General features: G+C 69.1%; 22 protein-coding genes. 14 read left to right on the forward strand and 8 right to left on the reverse strand.

All coding sequences use genetic code 11. The features are described 5' to 3' along the window. The first annotated feature begins 301 nt into the window (after nucleotides 1-301). Nucleotides 302-733 (forward strand): Fur family transcriptional regulator, encoded by a 432-nt coding sequence (locus DMC64_RS13260; protein WP_037340115.1) that lies wholly within the window; start codon nucleotides 302-304, stop codon nucleotides 731-733. A gap of 32 nt (nucleotides 734-765) precedes the next feature. Then, the gene (gene katG / locus DMC64_RS13265; RefSeq protein WP_037338620.1) at nucleotides 766-3,000 is read left to right on the forward strand and encodes a catalase/peroxidase HPI; all 2,235 of its coding nucleotides are present in this window, start codon (nucleotides 766-768) and stop codon (nucleotides 2,998-3,000) included. Nucleotides 3,001-3,054: 54 nt separating this feature from the next. On the opposite strand, the gene DMC64_RS13270 is transcribed toward katG, so the two are convergent. Next, nucleotides 3,055-3,246: a DUF4383 domain-containing protein gene (locus DMC64_RS13270; protein ID WP_125734257.1), complete on the reverse strand. Its 192-nt coding sequence runs from the start codon at nucleotides 3,244-3,246 to the stop codon at nucleotides 3,055-3,057. Nucleotides 3,247-3,464: 218 nt separating this feature from the next. Here DMC64_RS13270 and DMC64_RS13275 point away from each other — a divergent pair, with 218 nt between their 5' ends. Beyond that, nucleotides 3,465-4,217, forward strand: coding sequence for a ZIP family metal transporter (locus DMC64_RS13275; protein ID WP_037338614.1), 753 nt, complete (start codon nucleotides 3,465-3,467; stop codon nucleotides 4,215-4,217). A 15-nt stretch (nucleotides 4,218-4,232) separates the two neighbouring features. Here DMC64_RS13275 and DMC64_RS13280 read toward each other — a convergent pair whose 3' ends face one another. Genes DMC64_RS13280 through DMC64_RS13290 form a run of 3 tightly spaced genes read right to left on the reverse strand, consistent with a single transcriptional unit; the run spans nucleotide 4,233 to nucleotide 6,568 of the window. Continuing rightward, nucleotides 4,233-4,688, reverse strand: coding sequence for an ester cyclase (locus tag DMC64_RS13280; protein ID WP_037338611.1), 456 nt, complete (start codon nucleotides 4,686-4,688; stop codon nucleotides 4,233-4,235). Continuing rightward, nucleotides 4,685-5,581: a hypothetical protein gene (locus DMC64_RS13285; protein WP_125733743.1), complete on the reverse strand. Its 897-nt coding sequence runs from the start codon at nucleotides 5,579-5,581 to the stop codon at nucleotides 4,685-4,687. The genes DMC64_RS13280 and DMC64_RS13285 overlap by 4 nt, the downstream gene beginning before the upstream one ends. Before the next feature lie 12 nt (nucleotides 5,582-5,593). Then, nucleotides 5,594-6,568, reverse strand: a complete 975-nt coding sequence (locus DMC64_RS13290; RefSeq protein WP_125733744.1) for a hypothetical protein — start codon at nucleotides 6,566-6,568, stop codon at nucleotides 5,594-5,596. A 162-nt stretch (nucleotides 6,569-6,730) separates the two neighbouring features. Here DMC64_RS13290 and DMC64_RS13295 point away from each other — a divergent pair, with 162 nt between their 5' ends. The 4 genes from DMC64_RS13295 to DMC64_RS13310 are packed head-to-tail and all read left to right on the forward strand — an operon-like array spanning nucleotide 6,731 to nucleotide 10,161. Then, nucleotides 6,731-8,131: a fatty acid desaturase gene (locus tag DMC64_RS13295; protein WP_125733745.1), complete on the forward strand. Its 1,401-nt coding sequence runs from the start codon at nucleotides 6,731-6,733 to the stop codon at nucleotides 8,129-8,131. Then, nucleotides 8,128-8,322 (forward strand): ferredoxin, encoded by a 195-nt coding sequence (locus tag DMC64_RS13300; RefSeq protein WP_037338602.1) that lies wholly within the window; start codon nucleotides 8,128-8,130, stop codon nucleotides 8,320-8,322. Before DMC64_RS13295 ends, DMC64_RS13300 begins: the two co-directional genes overlap by 4 nt. Nucleotides 8,323-8,324: 2 nt before the next feature. Beyond that, complete coding sequence (locus DMC64_RS13305) at nucleotides 8,325-9,533, forward strand: NAD(P)/FAD-dependent oxidoreductase (RefSeq protein WP_125733746.1); 1,209 nt, start codon at nucleotides 8,325-8,327, stop codon at nucleotides 9,531-9,533. A gap of 1 nt (nucleotide 9,534) precedes the next feature. Continuing rightward, a complete protein-coding gene (locus DMC64_RS13310; RefSeq protein ID WP_125733747.1) occupies nucleotides 9,535-10,161 on the forward strand; it encodes a TetR/AcrR family transcriptional regulator in 627 nt (208 codons plus the stop codon). Here the strand turns inward: DMC64_RS13310 and DMC64_RS13315 are convergent. Then, nucleotides 10,135-10,716 carry an AAA family ATPase gene (locus tag DMC64_RS13315; protein WP_125733748.1) on the reverse strand — a complete coding sequence of 194 codons (582 nt, stop codon included), beginning with the start codon at nucleotides 10,714-10,716 and terminating at the stop codon, nucleotides 10,135-10,137. The two genes, DMC64_RS13310 and DMC64_RS13315, sit on opposite strands and share 27 nt — an antisense overlap. A gap of 70 nt (nucleotides 10,717-10,786) precedes the next feature. Between DMC64_RS13315 and DMC64_RS13320 the strand changes: the two genes are divergently transcribed. After that, nucleotides 10,787-11,089 carry a DUF1905 domain-containing protein gene (locus DMC64_RS13320; RefSeq protein WP_125733749.1) on the forward strand — a complete coding sequence of 101 codons (303 nt, stop codon included), beginning with the start codon at nucleotides 10,787-10,789 and terminating at the stop codon, nucleotides 11,087-11,089. 3 nt (nucleotides 11,090-11,092) lie between these two features. Here the strand turns inward: DMC64_RS13320 and DMC64_RS13325 are convergent, their stop codons facing one another. Next, complete coding sequence (locus tag DMC64_RS13325; RefSeq protein ID WP_233629644.1) at nucleotides 11,093-12,073, reverse strand: metalloregulator ArsR/SmtB family transcription factor; 981 nt, start codon at nucleotides 12,071-12,073, stop codon at nucleotides 11,093-11,095. Nucleotides 12,074-12,139: 66 nt separating this feature from the next. Here DMC64_RS13325 and DMC64_RS13330 point away from each other — a divergent pair, with 66 nt between their 5' ends. After that, the gene (locus tag DMC64_RS13330; protein ID WP_125733750.1) at nucleotides 12,140-13,324 is read left to right on the forward strand and encodes an MFS transporter; all 1,185 of its coding nucleotides are present in this window, start codon (nucleotides 12,140-12,142) and stop codon (nucleotides 13,322-13,324) included. On the opposite strand, the gene DMC64_RS13335 is transcribed toward DMC64_RS13330, so the two are convergent. Continuing rightward, complete coding sequence (locus tag DMC64_RS13335; protein ID WP_125733751.1) at nucleotides 13,311-13,532, reverse strand: hypothetical protein; 222 nt, start codon at nucleotides 13,530-13,532, stop codon at nucleotides 13,311-13,313. The genes DMC64_RS13330 and DMC64_RS13335 overlap by 14 nt on opposite strands. Nucleotides 13,533-13,557: 25 nt before the next feature. Continuing rightward, entirely contained in the window at nucleotides 13,558-15,588 is a 2,031-nt protein-coding gene (locus DMC64_RS13340; RefSeq protein WP_125733752.1) for an efflux RND transporter permease subunit, read from the reverse strand. A gap of 100 nt (nucleotides 15,589-15,688) precedes the next feature. On the opposite strand from DMC64_RS13340, the gene DMC64_RS13345 reads away from it, so the two are divergent. From DMC64_RS13345 to DMC64_RS13365, 5 genes are read left to right on the forward strand one after another with little or no spacing between them, the layout of a single operon-like run. Further along, entirely contained in the window at nucleotides 15,689-16,162 is a 474-nt protein-coding gene (locus DMC64_RS13345) for a MarR family winged helix-turn-helix transcriptional regulator (RefSeq protein WP_038512902.1), read from the forward strand. Nucleotides 16,163-16,174: 12 nt separating this feature from the next. Then, the gene (locus DMC64_RS13350) at nucleotides 16,175-17,641 is read left to right on the forward strand and encodes an SDR family oxidoreductase (protein WP_125733753.1); all 1,467 of its coding nucleotides are present in this window, start codon (nucleotides 16,175-16,177) and stop codon (nucleotides 17,639-17,641) included. Between the two features lie 45 nt (nucleotides 17,642-17,686). Beyond that, nucleotides 17,687-18,364 carry a response regulator transcription factor gene (locus tag DMC64_RS13355; protein ID WP_125733754.1) on the forward strand — a complete coding sequence of 226 codons (678 nt, stop codon included), beginning with the start codon at nucleotides 17,687-17,689 and terminating at the stop codon, nucleotides 18,362-18,364. Next, the gene (locus DMC64_RS13360) at nucleotides 18,357-19,751 is read left to right on the forward strand and encodes an ATP-binding protein (protein ID WP_125733755.1); all 1,395 of its coding nucleotides are present in this window, start codon (nucleotides 18,357-18,359) and stop codon (nucleotides 19,749-19,751) included. Before DMC64_RS13355 ends, DMC64_RS13360 begins: the two co-directional genes overlap by 8 nt. 57 nt (nucleotides 19,752-19,808) lie before the next feature. Further along, entirely contained in the window at nucleotides 19,809-20,936 is a 1,128-nt protein-coding gene (locus DMC64_RS13365) for an acyltransferase (protein WP_125733756.1), read from the forward strand. The last annotated feature ends 5 nt before the right edge of the window (nucleotides 20,937-20,941 follow it).

Here is a 20,941-nt window from a genome sequence, read left to right on the forward strand (position 1 = left end):
GATTCCCTTTCGTGGGTGCAAGTTTCATCCGGATTTCGCACCTTCGGGTAAGCGTGCGGTCCAGACCAGTTCGGGATATCGCGAGACGCTTCACAACGCGTTCTTCTCCCGTTTGTTCGTCGAAGAGTGAAATTCGTGACGGGATCTGTAACGAAGGCCACGGCGACGACGTCGTCAAGGGTGACCGCCCTTCCGGCCCCGGGCACGCGAGGTCCGGCGCCAGGCACGCCTGTGCGGGGTCGAGACACGCCCGGGATCCTGCGAACTTGATTCATTCCAGAAAATGGGCCAGACTGCGGCCGTGCCCACGACCCCGGAGTTCGAGCGGATGCTGCGCGGGGCCTCCCTGCGCGTGACGCGTCCCAGGGTGGCCGTGCTGACAGCGGTACGCGACCATCCTCACGCCGACACCGACTCGATCATCGGTGCCGTGCGTGCGGAGCTCGGCGAGGTCTCTCACCAGGCCATTTACGACGTGTTGCGGGCACTGACCGCCGCGGGTCTCGTACGGCGGATCCAGCCGTCGGGGTCCGTGGCACGCTACGAGTCCCGGGTCGGGGACAACCACCATCACGTCGTGTGCCGGACCTGCGGTGCCATCGCCGATGTCGACTGCGCCGTCGGCCCCGCACCCTGTTTGACCGCGTCGAACGACCAAGGCTTCCTGATCGAAGAGGCCGAGGTCATCTACTGGGGCCTGTGTCCCGACTGTGCGATCGAACCCCGTTCCTGAGCCCTGCAGTTCTGATTCCCGGAAGGATTCCCGTGTCTGACAGCCCGGACGCCGTCATCGGCGAAATGAACGAAGAGAGCGCGGGCGGCTGCCCCGTCTCGTCGGGCCGCCGCAACCACCCCACCGAAGGCGCGGGCAACCGTGACTGGTGGCCGAACCAGCTCAACCTGAAGATCCTCCGGAAGCACTCCGCCGCTTCGGACCCCATGGACGCCGGGTTCGACTACGCCGCCGAGTTCAAGACCCTCGACCTCAATGAACTCGCCAAGGACGTCGACGCCGTCCTCACGACTTCGCAGGACTGGTGGCCCGCGGACTTCGGCCACTACGGCGGCTTCATGATCCGCATGGCGTGGCACAGCGCCGGCACCTACCGGATCGAGGACGGCCGCGGTGGCGCGGGCGCGGGCATGCAGCGCTTCGCCCCGCTCAACAGCTGGCCGGACAACGGCAACCTCGACAAGGCCCGCCGCCTGCTCTGGCCGGTCAAGAAGAAGTACGGCCGCAAGATCTCGTGGGCCGACCTGATGATCTTCACCGGCAACCGCGCGCTGGAGACCATGGGCTTCAAGACCTTCGGCTTCGCCGGTGGCCGCGCCGACGTCTGGGAGCCGGACGAGGACGTGTACTGGGGGCCGGAGCGCACGTGGCTCGGCGACGAGCGCTACAGCGGTGACCGTCAGCTCGAAGGCCCGCTGGCCGCCGTGCAGATGGGTCTCATCTACGTGAACCCGGAAGGCCCGAACGGCAACCCGGACCCGCTGGCCGCGGCCCGCGACATCCGCGAGACCTTCGGCCGGATGGCGATGAACGACGAGGAGACCGTCGCGCTGATCGCCGGCGGCCACACCTTCGGCAAGACCCACGGCGCGGCCGACCCGGACAAGTACGTCGGGCCCGAGCCCGAGGGCGCTTCCATCGAGGAGCAGGGCCTCGGCTGGAAGAACAGCTTCGGCAGCGGCAAGGGACGCGACGCGATCACCAGTGGCCTGGAGGTCACCTGGACGCCGACCCCGACCCAGTGGAGCAACTGGTTCTTCCACAACCTCTTCGAGTACGAGTGGGAGCTGACCAAGAGCCCGGCGGGCGCCCACCAGTGGACGCCGAAGGACGGCAAGGCGAAGAACACCGTGCCGGACCCCGAGGACGGCAAGCTCAACCGCGCGCCCGGCATGCTCACCACCGACCTGGCGCTGCGTTTCGACCCGGTCTACGAGCAGATCTCGCGCCGGTTCTACGAGAACCCGGACCAGTTCGCGGACGCCTTCGCCCGTGCCTGGTTCAAGCTGACCCACCGCGACATGGGCCCGATCCAGCGCTACCTCGGCCCGCTGGTGCCGCAGGAGACGCTGATCTGGCAGGACCCGGTGCCCGCCGTCGACCACGAGCTGATCGACGACGCGGACATCGCCTCCCTCAAGGAGAAGCTGCTCGCTTCGGGCCTGTCGGTCTCGCAGCTGGTCTCCACCGCGTGGGCGTCGGCCTCGACCTTCCGCGGCAGCGACAAGCGCGGTGGCGCGAACGGTGCCCGCATCCGCCTCGAGCCGCAGCGTGACTGGGAGGTCAACGACCCGCAGACGCTGTCGCAGGTGCTGCGGACCCTCGAAGGTGTCCAGGAGGCGTTCAACGGCGCCCAGACCGGCGGCAAGAAGGTCTCGCTCGCCGACCTGATCGTGCTGGGCGGCGTCGCCGCCGTCGAGCAGGCCGCCAAGGACGCGGGCCACGAGGTCACCGTGCCGTTCACGCCGGGCCGCACCGACGCGACGGCGGAGCAGACCGACGTCGAGTCGTTCGCGCCGCTGGAGCCGACCGTGGACGGGTTCCGCAACTACCGGGGCAAGGGCCACCGTCTCCCGACGGAGTACCTGCTCATCGACCGCGCGAACCTGCTGAACCTGAGCGCGCCCGAGATGACCGTCCTCGTCGGCGGTCTGCGTGTCCTCGGCGCCAACGCCCAGCAGTCCCAGCACGGCGTGTTCACCGAGAAGCCGGGGGCGCTGACCAACGACTTCTTCGTGAACCTGCTCGACATGGGCGTGCAGTGGACGGCCACGTCCGCCGACGCGGAGGTCTTCGAAGGCCGCGACTCGGCGACCGGCGAGGTCAAGTGGACCGGTACCCGGGCCGACCTCGTGTTCGGGTCGAACTCCGAGCTTCGCGCGGTGGCGGAGGTCTATGCCAGCGACGACGCCAAGGAGAAGTTCGTCCGCGACTTCGTGGCGGCGTGGGACAAGGTCATGAACCTCGACCGCTACGACGTGGCGTGATCAAGGTCTGAAAGAGTCCGGGCCCGTCGCTTCCGCGGCGGGCCCGGACGCTTTTCACTGGTGCTGCAGATCCGGTTCCGGATAGTCGCCCGCCTTGCGTTCGAGCGCTGTGGTGAAGACACCGAGCGCCATCATGCCGACGCCGAGGCCCAGATGCAGCCAGTTGTCGGCGACGTTGAACGGGAGGAAATTCCCCGGGCTGCTCTGCGGGATCGCCAGGCCGACGATCCACAGGAGCAGGTAGATACCGCCGCGCCGACGACGAGTGCCGCCACCTGCGGCGGACGCCGCGCGTCACCCCGCTTGAAGCTCTTGCGTCGCTCCGCCGGGCGGGAATCGCGCGCCGTGTCTTCTCGTTCCATGGCGGCCGGGTACCCCGGCTGCTTGGGCGTAATCCTCCGGCGCGCGTCCGGCCACCGGGTCGTCCAGACTGAGGTGTCCGGATTTCGAGCGAGGGGGAATGTGTGGCGGATCTGCTGGCGGCGGGAGGCTGGGGCCTCCTGGCCGGATCGGCGCTGCTGCTCGGGGCCGTGGCCGGTTTCCTGGTCCGGATCCCGGGCAGGGTCGTCGCCGGCATCATGGCCTTCGGAAGCGGCGTGCTGATCTCCGCGGTCTCCTTCGAGCTGATCGCGGAGGCACACGAAAAGGGTGGTTTCCTGCCGACCGCGCTCGGTGCGCTCGGCGGCGCGGTGATCTACACCCTCGCGAACGTCGGACTCGCCCGGCGAGGTGCCCGCCATCGCAAACGCTCGGGTGACCAGCAGCCCTCCGAAGCCGAGCAAGCGGGCTCAGGTACCGCCATCGCCCTCGGCGCCCTGCTGGACGGGATCCCCGAATCGATGGTGATCGGCACCAGCCTGCTCGGCGGCGGAAGTGTCAGCGTCGTGACCGTGGCCGCGGTGTTCATCAGCAACGTCCCGGAAGGGCTGTCCAGCGCCGCCGGGATGAAGCGGGCGGGCCGGAGCCCGCGCTATGTCTTCGCGCTCTGGGGTGGCATCGCCGTGATCAGTGGCGTGGCCGCGTTGCTCGGCTATGGCGTGCTCGGCGAAGCTTCCGGTGCCACTCTCGCGGTGATCACCGCGATCGCGGGCGGCGCGATCCTCGCCATGATCGCCGACACGATGATCCCCGAAGCTTTCGGCGACGCGGGGTTGTGGACGGGGCTGATCACCGTGGCGGGTTTCCTGACCGCGTTCGGTCTCTCCCACATCGGGTGATCAGCCGCCTTCGGTTCACACGTCGCCGGATGCCAGCAGGGTCAGCAGTTCGGCGTGCCCGGCCTGGGTGATCAGGCTGGCGGCGTCGAAGTAGATGCGCTCGTTGGTGATCCGGTCCCCGTCGAAGAAGAACACGGCGATGATCGGCACCCGGAACGCCTTGCCGGTCGGCGGACGGCCGTAGAACTCGCCGAGGTTGGTGCCGAGCAGGTCGAACTCGACGATGACCGACTCGTCGGCGAAGTGGTACCGGACGTTGTCGTGCCGCTGGTCCGGAAAGGCCGTCCGGGTCATGCGGTAGTACGCCATGACCTCTTCGTCGCCGTCGAAGATCTGCCCGGTCGCCATGATCTCGTAGTGCGGATGACCGTTGAAGGTGCCCAGCGTGCGGTCGAACTCGTGGGCCACCTCGGTGTCCATGTGCTCTTCGATGATCTTGTGGCGCCGCTCGCGCAGGTCTTCGCTGATCACTGGTCCTCCGGGTCGTTCCTGGTCGCGATCCGGAGCCTACCGCCCGCGGCCTCGTCGTCGGTGCCGTAGAGCAGGCTGTCGCACGAGCGGGAAAGGCAGGTCATGGCCTCGATCTTGTGGCCGGGGAAGTCGCCGATCCGCACCGGAGCGGGGGAGAGCGCGATCGAACCGTCGGCGCGGAGCACGCCCGCCGCGTAGACGGCCGAATCGAACGGTCCCTCGTCACCCGGGTCGGAGGCCGCCGAGACCAGGACGCGGTCGTCCGCGGTGATCTCGACGTCCGACGTGTGCCGGACGTCCGCGGCCGGGTACGGGACCCGGAACGGGATCGACTTCGGCTTCTTGAAGGACAGCTTCGAGACCGAGAATTCCGCGGAGTAGAGCGTGGCGGGCCGGGTGTCCTGACCGCGGTCCGCCCAGACCGCGAACAAGCGGTCCTTCATCTTCTTCAGCGCGAAACCCTCGTAATTGTCTTCCGGATCGCCTTTCGGTACCTGGAAAGTGCCGAGCACCTTCAGGTTCCGGTCCTTCAGCTTGAAGTGGAAGCCCTTGCCGTCGCTGGCCAAAGCGATGAATTCGCCGGTCTTTCCCGGCACCGCTTCGGCCGCTTCCAGGTCGACCGGGAGCTCGCCCGGCCAGTCGATCGAGTCCACCTTGGACACTTGGCCGCGATCGAGCCGGACCCGGACCGCCCGGTTCTGGCCGGGTTTCTTGTTGTCCCGCAGGACAAGGGCGTCGATCCGGTCGTCGTCCCGGTCGAGGACGGCGATACCGCTGGCACCGGAGGTCATACCGGTGCCGATGGATTCCCAGCCGTCGCCCGCGAGCGCGGCGGACGGCAGGAGCAAGGGGAAGACCAGAGCCGGAAGAATCGCGAGGGAGGCGAGTTTCATGGAGCTCCCCATTCAGCCGCAGGAGAGGGTGCCGGCGCGGAGCGCGTGGCCGCTTTCGTTGCCGTCGTCGGCCCAGACCACCTGCTTGCTCCCGGAGGCGCACGTGGCCGAAATCGCGAAGCCTTCGTTGTTGTAGTCCGGCATTCCGCTCGGACGGTCGTAGGTGGCCGTGACGGCGAACGCGCCCTGCGCGTCGACGGCGAGCGTCGCCGAGTCGCCGCCGCAGTTGTCGTCGCAGACCGCCCACAGCTTGCCGGTGGAAGCCTCGTACTCGAGTTCCATGATCGAGTCGAGCCCGCTCGCGAAGCTCGCGACCCGGGTGTACTTCCCACCGGCCTGGTCCAGCGCGTAGGCGTAGATCATCCCGTTGCTTTCGAGGCCGACCAGGTAGAGGCCGGTCCCGTGGCCGGGGTAGCTGCCCGGGTTGTACGGCGCCTTCGTGCGCTGGTCGACGAACCCCTTGGCGGTGAGGGCGCTGTCCGGGATCCACGAGACGGCTTCGAGACCGTCGTTGGCCGACACCTTCGGCAGGTCCGCCGTCAGATCCCATTCGGCCTTGGCGCTGAGGGTCTTGGCCGTGCCGGAGACGTCGTACCGGAGGACCTTGAGCGCGCTCGTCTTGCTGTTGTCGCCGTCGCGTTCGGTGGCCGCGACCACGCCGTCCGGGGTGGCCACGACGGCTTCGGCGTCGGGGTCGCCCTTGCCGCCGCGGTAGCGCAACTGCTTGCCCGACGACCAGCCGTTGGCGGTGTCCGGCTGCCATTTCGAGCCGTTGCGCACGAGGCGGTACAGCGTGCCGGGGCCGTTCTTGACCGCCCAGAGGACGTCCGGGCCGCCGAACGACAGGCCGCTCATGTTGCCGCCGAGGACGTTCGACCCGTCGGCGTTCGAGACGGCCGATCCGCCCGGCCACGGGCTGTTCGCCGTCGTGGACGCGGTGGCGGTGGTGGCGGGCAGGACCAGCAGGGTCGCGGCGACGGTGGCCACGGCGGCGGGTCATCACAAGTTAAGTAAGTTTCCTTACGAATACAAGATATCGCCAGATTCTCACGAAATGAAGCAACGCTGGGTTTACAAAAGGTGGCCTCTTGTCAAACTGGGTGTACATCACCTATGGTTTTGTAAACCCAGCCAATGGAGGAGGGTGCGATGAGCGAGATGACGGGCACGATCCCGGCGGGCTCGACCGAACGCTGGACCGACGGCAAGCGGTATCTGTGGCTGATCGGCCTGGTGGTGCCTTCGCTCGCGTTCCTGGCCATCGGCCTGCACGCGGCCACCGGCTGGGGGGTGTGGTTCTGGATCGGGCCGATCGTGATCCTGGTGATCGTCCCGCTGATCGACCTGGTGGCCGGGCTGGACCGCAGCAATCCGCCCGACGACGTGATCGAACGGCTGGAGCGGGATCGCTACTACCGGTGGATCACCTTCGCGTTCCTTCCCATTCAGTACGCGGGTTTCGTGGTGGCGTTCTGGCTGATCGCCCGGGGCGACCTGTCCGTCGCGGACAAGATCGGCCTGGCGATCTCGATCGGCTGCATCGGCGGGATCGGGATCAACACCGCGCACGAACTCGGGCACAAGAAGGAGAGCCACGAGCGCTGGCTGTCGAAGATCGCGTTGGCACAGAGCTTCTACGGCCACTTCTACATCGAGCACAACCGCGGCCACCACGTCCGGGTGGCCACCCCCGAGGACCCGGCCAGCAGCCGGGTGGGGGAGAGCTTCTACCGGTTCTGGCCGCGCACCGTGTTCGGCTCGCTGAAGTCCGCGTGGGGGCTGGAGCGCAAGCGCTACGCCCGGCGCGACCGGCATCCGTTCCGGATCGGCAACGACGTGCTCAACGCCTGGCTGATGTCGGCGGTGCTGTGGGCGGCGATGGCCGTGTGGCTGGGACCGGAGATCCTGCCGTACCTGGTGATCCAGGCGGTGGTCGGGTTCTCGCTGCTGGAGGTCGTGAACTACATGGAGCACTACGGCATGCGCCGGCAGATGGTCGGGCCGCCGAACCGCCGGCGGTACGAACGCGTGGACCCCAGCCACAGCTGGAACTCCAACAACATCGCCACCAACGTGCTGCTCTACCACCTGCAGCGGCACAGCGATCACCACGCCAACCCGACCCGCCGCTACCAGACGCTGCGTGATTTCGCGGAATCGCCGGTGCTCCCGACGGGCTACGCCGGGATGATCGTGCTGGCGCTGGTCCCGCCGGTCTGGCGGCGCGTGATGGATCCGCGGGTGATCGCGCATTTCGACGGCGACATCTCCCGCGCCAACATCCAGCCGTCGAAGCGGGCCAAGGTGCTGGCGCGGTACGGAACGCGGGTCACCGCGCCGTCGCGGCACGTCGCCGACACGCACGGCGACGCGACCGAGGGCGGGATGTGCCCCGGCTGCGGCTATGTGTACGACGAGAAACTCGGCGACCCGCGGGAGGGTTTCCCCGCCGGGACCCCGTGGTCGGCGATCCCGGATTCGTGGTGCTGTCCGGACTGCGGCGTGCGGGAGAAGGTCGATTTCGTGGCACCGGGAAGGGTCGGAGCATGATGAAGATCGAGGCGGACCGCGCGAAATGCGACGGGCTGGGCATGTGCGAGGCGATGGCGCCCGACTTCTTCGAGGTGGGCGACGACGGCACGGTCGTGGTGCTCGACGAACAGCCCGGTGAGGAACACCGCCAGGACCTGTCGGCCGCCGTCGACGCCTGCCCGGTCCTCGCCCTGAAGCTGCGGGACTGATCATGGCACTGGTCGTCGTGGGCGCGTCGCTGGCCGGGTTGCGCGCGGTGGAGGCGGCGCGCCGGGACGGATACCGGGGGCGGATCGTGCTGATCGGCGCGGAGGACCGCCCGCCGTACGACCGGCTCCCGCTGTCGAAGTCGTTCCTCGACGCGGAAGGACGCGGCGAGGTCGAGCCGTTCCACGGCGAGGACGCGTTGCGCGACGAGTTCGGTGTCGAGCTGATGCTCGGCGCGCCCGCGGACGGGCTCGACACCGCCGCCCGCGAGGTTTCGGTGGCGGGGACGACGGTTCCCTACGAGGCATTGGTGATCGCGACCGGCGCCACCGCGCGGCGGCTGCCCGGTAGTGAGGGGATCGCCGGCGTCCATACGTTGAGGACGGCCGAGGACGCGCTGGCGGTCCGTGCGGCGCTCGACGCCGGGGCACGCACGGTCGTGATCGGCGCGGGCTTCATCGGCTCGGAGGTCGCTGCCGCGGCTCGGAAACGCGGGCTGCCGTCGACGATTGTCGAGACGCTCGACGTCCCGCTCGTCCGGTCCGTCGGCGCCGAGGCCGGCGCGGTGTGCGCCTCGCTGCACCGGGAGGCGGGCACGGAACTGCGGTTGTCCACCACGGTCACCGGTCTGGAGTCCGACGGCGGCGCGGTGACCGGCGTCCGGCTCTCGACCGGCGAGGTGCTGCCCGCCGATCTGGTGGTCGCCGGCATCGGCGTCGTCCCGGCCACCGGCTGGCTGGCCGGAAGCGGGGTACCGCTGCACGAGCGCGACGGCGGCGTGGTGTGCGACGCCACGCTCGCCACCGGGGTGCCCGGCGTGTATGCCGCCGGAGATGTCGCACATGCGGCGAATCCGTTGTTCGACGGCGAGTCGATGCGGCTGGAGCACTGGACGAACGCCGCGGAGCAGGGTGCCGCGGCCGCTCGTCACGCCCTCGCGCCGGAGGCGGCGAAGGCGTTGTCGCCGGTGCCGTACTTCTGGTCGGACTGGTACGACCACCGGATCCAGTTCGTCGGCACCCCGCGTGCGGACGAGGTGGTGGCCGCCGTCCCGGAGTCCGGTGGTTACACCGCGCTGTACCGGCGCGGGGACCGGATCGTGGGGGCGCTGACCGTCGACCGGCCGCGGGAGATCATGAAGTACCGTCGGCACATCGCGGGGCGGGCGCCGTGGCCTGAGGCGCTGGCGTTCGCTGCGAGAATGGCGGCCTAGAATGACGATCATGAGTGAGGTACCGGTTACGGGAGGTCCGTACCGTCAACCGATCGTCGCGTCGGCGATCGAGCTGACCGTGCGTTCCGGCTGGTCCTCGGTGACGATGAGCAAACTCGCGGAGATCGTCGGCGTCAGCCGCCAGACCGTCTACAACGAACTCGGCTCGAAGACCCAGCTCGCCGAAGCGATGATCTCGCACGAACTCGCCCGGTTCCTTTCAGTGGTCCGGGATGCCTTCGAGCGGCACCCCGAAGACCTCGTCGAGGCGATCCACGACGCCGTCCGCGGCGTCCTCGAACTCGCCGACGACAATCTCCTGCTGCGTGCCATCGTCTCGGCCACGCACGGCGCCGACACCGAGTTGCTGCCGCTGCTGACGGTGCGGGCCGGGAGCCTGCTGAGCGAAGCGACCGTCATGCTGCGCGGGCGAGTCCGCGCGTACGGGCCGCCGCTGGACGCCGCGCAGCTGGACGTGGCGATCGACGTCGTGGTCCGGACCGTGCTGAGCCACATCATGCAGCCGTCGGACACCCCGGCGCGCACGGCCGACGCCCTGGCGTGGATGGCTTCGCGGGTGCTCGGCGCGACGACGACCCGTTCATTGCGGCATCTCTCGGAGAATTAGGGCCGCGGTCTCCGCCGGGGTCAGCCGGGTGTTGTCGATACGCACGTGATCGTGCCGTTCGATCAGGTCCTGGGCGTGGGTGCGCCGCGTGTCGTCGGTGTTCATGACGTGGTCGCGGTCGAGTTCGAGCAGATTGGCGCGGGAGAAGTCGAGGTCGCGCTTGCTGGGTTTGCGGTCGAGGCGGAGTTCGGTGGTGTTCCGTTCGAGGCGTTCGTCGAGATCCGCGTACAGCTCGACGAACCGCGTCCTGCCGCCCCGCGACCGGACGATGTCGACGTACGAGGCGATGAGGTCGGTGTCCTCGGGGAGATCGAGACCCCATACGTAGGTGAAGACGAGGCCGGGCAACGCGGCGTCGGCCGCCTCCTCGATGACGCGGCGGCGGAACTCGTTGACGAGCCGGCCGAACGGTGGCGAGCCGAACGGGAAGATGCCGAGCACCGGCTCGACGGTCATGTGATTGTGGAACAGCTTGAACCCGGTGAGCTCGCACAACTCCTCGCCGACGGTCATCTTGCCGACGGCGGGCGGTCCGAAGATCACGACGAAGTCCACGCGGCCACGGTAGCGGGCTCCCGATTCGGGGCGCGCGGAATTTGTCGGTGCCGTGTGCGACGCTCCACCGATGATCGTCGTGTTCGATGCCGAGCTCTGGGTCTGGGACGCCCGCCGTGGGGAGACCTGGACCTTCGTCAGCCTGCCCCAGGACATCTCCGAGGAGATCCGCGAGATCACCGACGGGCCGCGCCGCGGGTTCGGAGCGGTCCGGGTCCAGGTCGGTATCGGCGGCAGCAAATGGAAGACGTCGATCTTCCCGGACGCCAAACAAGGTGCCTATGTATTGCCGGTCAAGAAAGCGGTTCGCAAAGCCGAAGGAATCGAGGAAGGTGATACGGCGAAAGTGACCGTCGAGCTGATCGACCTCTGACCGTCAGAGCAGGCGTTCACCGAGCGGCGTCGTCCGGTAGAGGACGCCGCGGCCGGAGCGTTCACGCGCGACGAGTCCGCTGTCCCGCAGGACCTTGAGGTGCTGGGAGACCGCGCTCGGCGTCACGCCCAAGGCGCGCGCGAGGTCGGTCGTGGTCGCGGGGGAGGACAACGCGGTCAGGAGAGTGGCTCGCGTCCGGCCGAGAAGTCGTATCGTCGTGGACCCGGGTGCCCGGGTTCCGGCGGCCCACAGGGTGCCGGTTCCCCGCGCCGGATAGCGGATCGTGGTCTGGGTCGACGTGTTCTTCTTGACCAGAACGTACGGCGAGCCGAGGACGACGGGGATCAGTACGAGACCGCCGGGTCCTCGCGTGACGACACTGTGCCGATTCCGCCAGCGCTCGCCGGCGAGCGTCACCCGGTCGTCGTGCCAGCGGAGATCCGGATGCAGATCCGCGAACAACCGCTCGGCCCCACCCGCGGTCAGTTGCCGTGCGCGGAACCCGACGTCGGCGTCCAGCACCGCTCGCATCCGCGGCCAATGCGGCGCGACGAGACGGTCGTGGGCTTCGCGCAGTTCGTTGGCGATTTCGCGCAGGCCGGATCGCGGATTTTCGGCCAGTGCTGCCGCGGCGCGGGGGAGCTTCGCGCCGAAGACCCGATCGAGGCTCGCTCTCACCCGGGCTTCGGGGGTTCGCCGCACCGCGTCCAGGTCGATTTCGAGCGAAGCTCCCGAACCCCGCGGAGCAGGGACGAGGAACTCCGGCCAGCTGAGCCTGCCGTTGACGAGCAGCGGCCAGGTCCGGGGAAGAGCGAGCGGCGCGCGATCGAGTTCCTCCCGTGCCCACCGTAGCCAGGGCAGATTGACCGGATTACGGTCGAGGCCGGCGATCTGCAACAGGCAGGCCACGGTCTCGGACAGTGGCGAGATCGCGAACCGGGTCGCGGCCAGTTCGGAGACGCCCAGCTCGATGGTCATCGGCATCGCCCGAGTATGTAGCCATGAGCTAAATGGTGTCTCCGGAACACCGGACGTCGCCACGATCCGACCATGCCCGACCTACCCCGCGCTTACCGGCGGCTTTGGTGGGCCACCGGGATCGACAGCCTCGGCAACGGCGTCTTCGCGGCGGCGCTGCCCTTGCTGGCGGTGACGGTGAGCCATGACGCCAGAGCCGTCGCCCTGGTCTCCGCGGCGACGTACCTGCCGTGGCTTCTGCTGTCGCTCACCGCCGGTTCCGTCGTCGACAAGGTCGACCGAACGACCCTCATGTGGCGAACGCAGACACTCCAGGCCCTGATCGTCGGTGTGCTCACCGCGCTCGTCGCGGCAGGGGTCGTCACCGTGCCCGTGCTCGTCCTGCTCGCGTTCGCGCTGGGGGCGTGCGACGTCTTCTACGACAACGCGGCGCAAACGGCGGTTCCGGATCTCGTGCCGAAAGGCCTGCTGCACCAGGCGAACGGCAGGCAGCAGGTGGCGATGATCGTGGGCAGGCAGTTCCTGGGCCCGCCGCTCGGGAGCCTTTTCTTCGCACTCGCCTGGACGTTGCCGTTCGCCGTCGACGCCGCGTCCTTCGTCGTCGCCGCGGTGCTCCTGGCGAAGCTGCCCGGACGAGGCGGTCAGGCGGAAAGCGCGAAGGCCCTCGATGGGGTCCGGTGGCTGATGAGGCACCGGTTGCTGCGCGCTCTTGCGTTGCTGTTGGGAGTCAACACCTTCTGTGGGCAACTCGGGAACGCGACGCTCGTCCTGTTCGTGACCGACGTGCTGCATCTCGGCACGGGGGTGTTCGGTCTCCTGCTCGCCGGTGCGGCGATCGGCGGTGTCGTGGGCGGGCTGGTGGTCACCCGGCTGGTCGCCTGGCTCGGCGACCTCCGCGCGCTGCTCGTCTCGCTCGCCGTGAACGCCGTGGTCTTCCTCGGAATGGGGTTCAGCCCGAACATCGCCGTACTCGGCGGGTTCTGGGCGGTGAGCAGTTTCGTGACGACCATCTGGAACGTCGTCACCGTCGGCGTCCGGCACCAGGAGGTGCCGTCCGCACTGCTCGGCCGGGTCAACAGCGTCTACCGCTTGCTCGGCTGGGGTCTGATGCCGCTCGGCGCGCTGACCGGAGGGCTGCTCGCGCACAGGTTCGGGCTTCGCGTTCCCTATCCCGTCGCGGGCGCCGTGCGCGGCCTCGCGCTCTTGGCCGCGCTTCCGGCGATCGTCCCGGCGATGCGGGGCACTACTCCTCGGTGAGCTCGGCCAGCTGATCCGCGGCGTCCTGGTTCCCGGCCGCGGCCAGCCGCCGGAGTTCGTCCAGTGCGCCCAGTTCGGTCGCCGTTTCGATCAGCTGGTCCGCCGCGTCTCTGCTGCCGCCGTCGGCCAGCCGCCGGAGTTCGGCCAGGTCGCCGCTTTCGGCGGCGGCCTGGATCCGTTCGTCGATGGCGTCTTGATCAGCGCTCATGGTCACCAGGTTACGGGCACGATGTTCATTCCCGGCCGGTCTTCGCCAGTTTCGACGGCCACCAGATCTTCCGTCCGACGTCCACCGCCAGGGCCGGTACCAGCAGGGAGCGCACCAGGAGAGTGTCGAGCAGGACGCCGAACGCGACGATGAAGGCCAGCTGCGCCAGGAAGAGGATGGGCAGGACGGCGAGGGCGGCGAAGGTCGCGGCGAGTACGACACCCGCGGACGTGATCACGCCGCCGGTGACGCGCAGACCGCGCAGCGTCCCCTCCTGCGTGCCGATCTTGCCCGCCTCTTCGCGGACCCTGGTCATCAGGAAGATGTTGTAGTCGATCCCCAACGCGACAAGGAAGACGAAGCCGAACAGCGGGACGACGGGGTCCGCTCCTGGGAAGTCGAAGACGTGGTTGAACACCAGCGCCGAGACTCCCATCGTCGCGGCGAACGACAGCACTACCGTGCCGATCAGCAGCAGCGGTGCCAGCAGTGACCGCAGCAGCAGCGCGAGCACGAGGAAGATCACGGCCAGGACGATCGGGATGATCACCGTCCGGTCGTGCTCGGAGGTCTCCCGCGTGTCGAGCAGGGTGGCCGTGGGGCCGCCGACCTTGGTGCCGTCGACGGTGTGCACGGCGTCGCGGATCCGTTGCACCGTCGCGACGGCCGCGTCGGAGTCCGGGGGATCGGCGAGAACGGCGTCGATCTTCGCGAGGCCGCCCGCTTCGGTGCTTTGGCGGACGTCCGAGACGCCGGGTACACGCGCCAGCGCGGTGACGGCCTGAGCCTGGCCGGCGGGAGTGATGATCACCGTCGGCGAGCCGGAGCCGCCGGGGAAGTAGCGCGAGAGGACTTCCTGTCCCGCGACGGAATCGACCGGCGTGAGGAAGACGTCGGACTGCGCGGTGCCGGAAGCCTTGAGCTGGGGGAGGAACGCGCCGCCCGCGAGCAGGACGACGGTCGTGACGATCCAGATCGTCCGCGGTGCGCGGGAGACCAGGCCGGAGACGCGTGCCCAAAGCCCGCCGGTCTCGTCGCGCGGCGGGACCACCGCCGGGCGGAAGGGCCAGAAGGCGTTGCGCCCGCACAAGGCCAGGACGGCGGGCAGGAACGTGATGGTCGTGAGGAAGGCGGCGCCGATGCCGATGGCGGCGACCGGGCCGAGTCCCTTGTTGGAGTTCAGATCGCTGAACAGCAGGCACAGCACGCCGAGGATCACGGTCCCGGCGGAGGCCGCGATCGGCTCGATGGTCGAGCGCCAGGCCGTGCGGAGCGCGGTGCGGGCGTCGTCGGTCGTCCGGAGTTCTTCGCGGTAGCGCGAGATCATCAGGAGCGCGTAGTCGGTGGCGGCGCCGAAGACGAGGATGAAGAGGATCCCCTGGCTCTGCCCGTTCAGCGCCAGCACGTCGTGCTCCGCGAGCAGGTACACCGCGAGACTCGCCGTGCCCAGCGCGAACACCGCCGACAGCAGTACGAGCAGGGGGAGGAGCGGGCTCCGGTAGACGATGATCAGGATGAGCGCGACCACCGCGCCCGCGACCAGGAGCAGCAGCCCGTCGATCCCGCCGAACGCCTCTTTGAGGTCGGCGACCTGTGCGGCGGGGCCGGTCACGAGCACTTTCAACCCGTCCGGGGTGTCACGGGCGAGAGACTCCCGCAATGCCTCGACGCCGTCACCGGGGTCGGTCGTGGCGTCCAGGAGCACGACCACCTGCGCGCCCGCGTTGCTCTGCGGAGCCGGGACGAGCCGTCCGTTCGACGTCCGGTCGGCGAGGAACCGCGCGTCGTCCTCGGTCAGGCCCGACGGCCGCTCGGCGACGACGATCGCCGGGATGACGGCGGCGCTGGAGAACTGCTTCTGGAGCTCGCCCACTTCGGTCGCTTCGGCCGACGCCGGCAGGAAACTGCTGCTGTCGTTCTCCGTGACCTGGCTGAGCTTGCCCGCGTACGGGCCGCTGAAGCCGCCGAAGATCAGCCAGGCGACCGCCACCAGGGCCGGCAGCAGCCACCGCAGACGTGACCGGGTGCGGGCGGGACGTTCGACTTCCGAGATCATGAGCGGATGGCTCCAGTGCTACTTCGACGAGTGAATAGTTCGACCATCGAAATAGTAGAGTGGTCATCCGGACGGGGCAACGTGAGGGGAGCTACCCGACATGGCTGAGGACGCCGAACAGGTCACGGACGACCTGCTCGTACTCCTGCTGCGGCAGCTGACCGTCGAATCGGACCGGTTCGCGGAACTGTTCGGAGAGAAGCACGGCCTGCACCGGACCGACCTCAACGCGCTCGCGGTGATCATGGACGCCGCCAGGATGGGGGCGCCGATGAGTCCGAGCACGCTCGCGAGCGCGTTGCACCTGAGCGCGTCGGCGACCACGGCGGTGCTGGACCGGCTGGAGCGGGCCGGGCACCTGCATCGCGACCGGAGCGCGACCGACCGGCGCAAGGTCGAGTTGCGGATGCACGAGAAGGCGCGCGAGATCGGCGCCGAGTTCTTCCTGCCCCTCGGACGGCGCTACGCCGAAGCCTGGCGGGAGATGGGGGAGGACGAGCGGCGGACGGTCGCCAGGTTCCTCCGGAGCAGTATCGCCGCGACCGTCGAAGTGCGGGGCCGGCTCGCACCGTGAACACTCGGGAGCATGCGATGTGTGGTGCTCGGGGCGACGGGATATGTCGGTGGACGGCTGGTGCCGCAACTGCTCGAAGCGGGTCACGAGGTCCGCGTGGTGGCCCGGTCGCCGGAGAAGGTCACCGAGGAGCCGTGGCGTGACCGGGTCGAAGTCGAACGCGGCGACGTCACGGATCCGTCCTCGATCGAGACGGCGCTGACCGGCTGCGAGGTCGTCTACTACCTCGTGCATTCGTTGGCGCGCAAGGACTTCGTCGACATCGACCGCGAGGGGGCCAAGACGGTCGCCGAGGCCGCGAAGACGGCGGGCGCGCGGCGGCTGGTGTACCTGGGCGGCATCGTGCCGGACGACGAGGAGTTGTCACCGCATCTCGCGTCGCGCGCCGAAGTGGGCCGGGTCCTGCTGGACTCCGGGGTGCCCGCGATCGTCCTGCAGGCCGCGGTGATCATCGGCTCCGGCTCGGCGAGTTTCGAAATGCTGCGTTACCTGACGGAGCGGCTCCCGGCGATGGTCACGCCGCGCTGGGTGCGCAACCGCATCCAGCCGATCGCGATCAGGGACGTGCTGCACTACCTCGTGCACGCGGCCGAACTGCCGTCCGAAGTGAACGGTGCCTTCGACATCGGCGGGCCCGACGTGCTGACCTATTTGGACATGATGCGCCGCTACGCCGTCGTGGCGGGCTTGCCGCGACGTGCCGTCGTCCCCGTGCCGGTGCTGACCCCGTGGCTGTCCGCGCAATGGGTCAACCTGGTCACGCCCGTGCCGAAGGCGATCGCGGTGCCGTTGATCGAGTCGCTGGTGCACGAGGTCGTCTGTCACGACCACGCGATCGCCGAGCACATCCCCGATCCGGAGGCGGGGCTGACCCACTACGAGCGCGCCGTCGAACTGGCGCTGTCCCGGATCCGCAACGCCGACGTGCCGACCCGCTGGTCGGACGCATCAGGCGAGGCGGCGCCCTCGGATCCGCTGCCGAGTGATCCGGACTGGGCGGGCGGGACCGTGTACGAGGACAAGCGTGAGCAGCGGACGGACGCCTCGCCGGAGGCGCTGTGGGACGTCATCGAGTCCATCGGCGGGGAACACGGGTGGTACTCGTTCCCGCTGGCCTGGTCGGTGCGCGGCTGGGCGGACCGGCTCGTCGGCGGTGTCGGGTTGCGGCGCGGCAGGCGGGATCCGCGACGGCTGCATCTCGGTGAGGCGCTGGATTGGTGGCGCGTCGAGTACCTCGACCGGCCGCGGCTGCTGCGGTTGCGGGCGGAGATGAAGCTACCGGGCCGCGCCTGGCTCGAACTCGGCGTCGAGTCCGATGAGGACGGTCGGACGATCTACCGGCAACGCGCGGTGTTCGAGCCGCACGGGCTGGCCGGGCACGCGTACTGGAAGGGGATCGCGCCGTTCCACGGCGTCGTCTTCGGTGGCATGGTCCGCAACATCACCGGTGCGGCGCAGAAAGCGAGACATACGGGCTGAAGGGAGCCTTCACCCCGATAGCGGGCCGTATGGGATCGTGAGCGGATGAGGATCTTGCTCGTGGAGGACGAGCGACGCCTGGCCGAGTCGCTCCGGGCGGGATTGAGCGCCGAGGGTTACGCCGTGGACGTCGCGCACAACGGCCGCGACGCGCTCTGGTACGCCGCCGAACATCCGTACGCCGCGATGATCCTCGACATCATGCTGCCGGGGCTGAACGGGTACCGCGTGTGCCGGCGGTTGCGCGAACGGGGCGACACCACCCCGATCCTCATGCTGACCGCGAAGGACGGCGAGGACGACGAGATCGAGGCGCTCGACACCGGCGCCGACGACTTCCTCCCGAAGCCGTTCTCCTACGGCGTCCTGCTCTCCCGGCTGCGTGCGCTGATCCGGCGCGGGGGAGCGATCCGGCCGGGCACGCTGCGGCTCGGCGACCTCGAACTGGACCAGGCGAGCCACACCTGCCGTCGCGGCGGCGCCGAGATCCCGTTGACCACCAAGGAATTCGCCCTGCTGGCGTATCTGATGAAACGGCAGGGCGAGGTGGTCACCAAGGCGGAACTGCTGGAGAACCTCTGGGATTTCGCGGCGTCGGCGACCGCGAACCTGGTGGAGGTCCACGTGAGCGCGTTGCGGCGGAAGATCGACGTGCCGTTCGGTGCGGAGACCATCCGGACGGTACGCGGCGCCGGCTACCACGTGGTGGGCTCCGGTGCCTAAGGCGTGGCGGTCGACCCGCTTCCGGGTCGCGCTGACCGCTTTCCTGGCGTCGATCATCGCTCTGTCGGTCGTTTCGGCGTGGCTGGTGCTCGATGCCCAGAACCGGCTGGGCAGCGGCGCCGCGCAGGTGGCGAGGGAGCGCGCGGCCGCGGTCGTCCAGGTACTCAACACCGGCGCTGCCCCGGCCGACCTGCGGCTCCTCGTGCGGGCTTCGATCTACGAGGTGACCACCCAGACCGGTGAGCGGGTCGCGACCTGCCCCGGCCTGCGGTTCGGGACGATCGTCCCGGACGGCGGCTTCGAGTACGGCGACAGTGTCCAGAACCTCAAGCCCGGCGCCGTCGACCTCGCCAGCCGGGAATCAATCGGCTGCGCGCGTGAGCTCGGGGAAGATCCGGAGAGGAACGGGATCCGGCTGCACGTGGCGGCCACCGTGAGTGGCGACAGCAAGTACCGGATCTACGGCGCCGCCATCGTCGACGAGTCCGGACAGGCGGCGCTCGATTCGGTGCGGGTGACGCTGCTGGTGGGTGTCCCGGTGATCGCCCTGCTGATCGGGGCGATCGCGTGGTTCGCGGTCCGCCGGTCACTGCGCCCGGTCGAGGCGATCCGTTCCGAGGTGGCGGAGATCGGCGCGCACGACCTCTCCCGCCGGGTCCCGGCGCCGGACAGCGCCGACGAGATCGCGAAGCTCGCCGAAACGATGAACACGATGCTCGCGCGCCTGGACACCGCGGTCACCCGGCAGAGCCGGTTCACCTCGGACGCGTCGCACGAACTGCGTACTCCGCTGGCGTCCCTGCGGACTCAGCTGGAGGTGTTGCTCGCGCATCCGGACCGGCTGGACTGGCGCGACGCCTGCCGCAACGCGCTCCTCGACATCACGCGGCTGCAGGATCTCGTCGGAGACCTCGTCCTGCTCGGCAAGCTGGACAACGCCGAGCCGGACCGGACCGCCCCGGTGCGACTGTCCGAAGTGGTCGAATCCTGTCTGTCCGGGCGGCAGGGTGTCCGCGCCGAGATCAGGGACGATCCGATGGTCTTCGGCGACCGCGGCAGGCTGGAGCGGCTACTGCGGAATCTGGTGGACAACGCGCAACGCCATGCCAGGACCGGGGTCGAGGTACGAACGTCCATTGTGGACGAATTCGCCGTGGTGACGGTGACCGACGACGGACCCGGCATTCCCGCAGCGGACCGCGAGCGGGTGTTCGACCGCTTCGTGCGACTGGACGACGGACGTGCGCGTGACGAAGGCGGCGCGGGCCTCGGGCTGGCGATCGTGGCCGAGATCGCCCACGCGCACGGCGGCACCGTCGAGGTCGCCGACTACGGCGGCGGCGCCCGTCTCGTCGTCCGCCTGCCGTTGGCGGAAGTGCGAAGCTGAAGACGTCTTCAGCTTCCTTAAGCTTCGGTTCAGCGTCCGGGCCCGAATCTTCGGGCCATGTTCGCTCCTTCGCTCCGTTCGTGGTGGCGGCCCCTCGGCCACGCCGACTACCTGGCCTCGTCGTGGTTCCCCGGCCTCACCGGTGTGCGCGCGCTCGCCGCCGTGGCCGTCGTGTTCTTCCACTACGGAGGTCCCGTCGTGGACCGCCTCCAAGGCTGGATCGCCGTGCAGCTGTTCTTCGTCCTGTCCGGTTTCCTCATCACGACACTGGCCCTGCGCGAGGAAGACCGTGAGGGCCGGATCTCGCTGCGCGGGTTCTACCTGCGCCGGATCTTCCGGATCATGCCGGTGTACTTCCTGCTCCTGGCGCTGACCACGGTCGCGGTGACGATCGACGGGACGTATCAGAGCAGCAGGCTCGCCGACGCCATGCCGTACTACCTCGTCTTCGGCAACGAACTCGTCGACTTCAACACGCCGTATCCGACCTCGTGGTCACTGGGGGTGGAGGAGAAGTTCTACCTGGTGTGGCCGGCGCTGCTGGTGCTGACGTCGTTCGCGAGAAGCGGGAGGACCGCGTTGCGCGTGCTGCTGGGCGCATCGGCCGTTCTCGGGGTGGTGCTGTTCGCGGTGCCGCTGGCACCGTCACACACCTGGGCGAGCCTTTCGGTGCACTACTGCTCGCTGGTCGTCGGCTGTCTCTTGGCGATGACGCTCCACCATCCGCGCGGGTTCGCCCTGGTCCGGCCCTTGACCAGCCCGGCCGTCGCCACGGTGATCGGCTGCGGGTTCGTCGTGCTCCAGTTCTCCGTCGGTCCGCTGGCGAAGGCGCTCGGCGGGCATTGGCAGTTCGTCGTCCCGGTCTACGCGGCGGGCTCGGCGCTGTTGCTCGTCGCCGTCGTCTCGCCGGGGCCGGTGCGGGCCCTGCTCGCAAGCAGGCCGCTGACGTTCGTCGGAGATCGTTCGTACGCGCTCTATCTCGCCCAGACCGGCGCCGCCGGGGTCACCGGCTGGTTGCTGCCCAGCGGACTCGCCAAGGCCGCCGCGACCACCGGTGTCGCGTTGGTGTTCGCCTGCGCGCTGCGCCGCTGGGTCGAACAGCCCGCCATCGCGTACGGCCGGAAGGTGCTCGAACGACGCGCGCCCGCCGAGCCTCCGGTGGAGGCCACGGCGGGCGCGCGGTGAAGCGG

Origin of the sequence: Amycolatopsis sp. WAC 04197, from assembly GCF_003947475.1 — a bacterium.
Lineage (GTDB): Bacteria > Actinomycetota > Actinomycetes > Mycobacteriales > Pseudonocardiaceae > Amycolatopsis > Amycolatopsis japonica.

Excerpts from the sequence above, each read along its gene's own strand:
- DMC64_RS13285 (WP_125733743.1), bottom strand. The coding sequence starts at position 5,581 with ATGAAACTCGCCTCCCTCGCGATTCTTCCGGCTCTGGTCTTCCCCTTG.
- DMC64_RS13295 (WP_125733745.1), top strand. The coding sequence starts at position 6,731 with ATGAGCGAGATGACGGGCACGATCCCGGCGGGCTCGACCGAACGCTGG.
- DMC64_RS13300 (WP_037338602.1), top strand. The coding sequence starts at position 8,128 with ATGATGAAGATCGAGGCGGACCGCGCGAAATGCGACGGGCTGGGCATG.
- DMC64_RS13305 (WP_125733746.1), top strand. The coding sequence starts at position 8,325 with ATGGCACTGGTCGTCGTGGGCGCGTCGCTGGCCGGGTTGCGCGCGGTG.
- DMC64_RS13310 (WP_125733747.1), top strand. The coding sequence starts at position 9,535 with ATGACGATCATGAGTGAGGTACCGGTTACGGGAGGTCCGTACCGTCAA.
- DMC64_RS13320 (WP_125733749.1), top strand. The coding sequence starts at position 10,787 with ATGATCGTCGTGTTCGATGCCGAGCTCTGGGTCTGGGACGCCCGCCGT.
- DMC64_RS13325 (WP_233629644.1), bottom strand. The coding sequence starts at position 12,073 with ATGCCGATGACCATCGAGCTGGGCGTCTCCGAACTGGCCGCGACCCGG.
- DMC64_RS13330 (WP_125733750.1), top strand. The coding sequence starts at position 12,140 with ATGCCCGACCTACCCCGCGCTTACCGGCGGCTTTGGTGGGCCACCGGG.
- DMC64_RS13335 (WP_125733751.1), bottom strand. The coding sequence starts at position 13,532 with ATGAGCGCTGATCAAGACGCCATCGACGAACGGATCCAGGCCGCCGCC.
- DMC64_RS13340 (WP_125733752.1), bottom strand. The coding sequence starts at position 15,588 with ATGATCTCGGAAGTCGAACGTCCCGCCCGCACCCGGTCACGTCTGCGG.
- DMC64_RS13345 (WP_038512902.1), top strand. The coding sequence starts at position 15,689 with ATGGCTGAGGACGCCGAACAGGTCACGGACGACCTGCTCGTACTCCTG.
- DMC64_RS13350 (WP_125733753.1), top strand. The coding sequence starts at position 16,175 with ATGCGATGTGTGGTGCTCGGGGCGACGGGATATGTCGGTGGACGGCTG.
- DMC64_RS13355 (WP_125733754.1), top strand. The coding sequence starts at position 17,687 with ATGAGGATCTTGCTCGTGGAGGACGAGCGACGCCTGGCCGAGTCGCTC.
- DMC64_RS13365 (WP_125733756.1), top strand. The coding sequence starts at position 19,809 with ATGTTCGCTCCTTCGCTCCGTTCGTGGTGGCGGCCCCTCGGCCACGCC.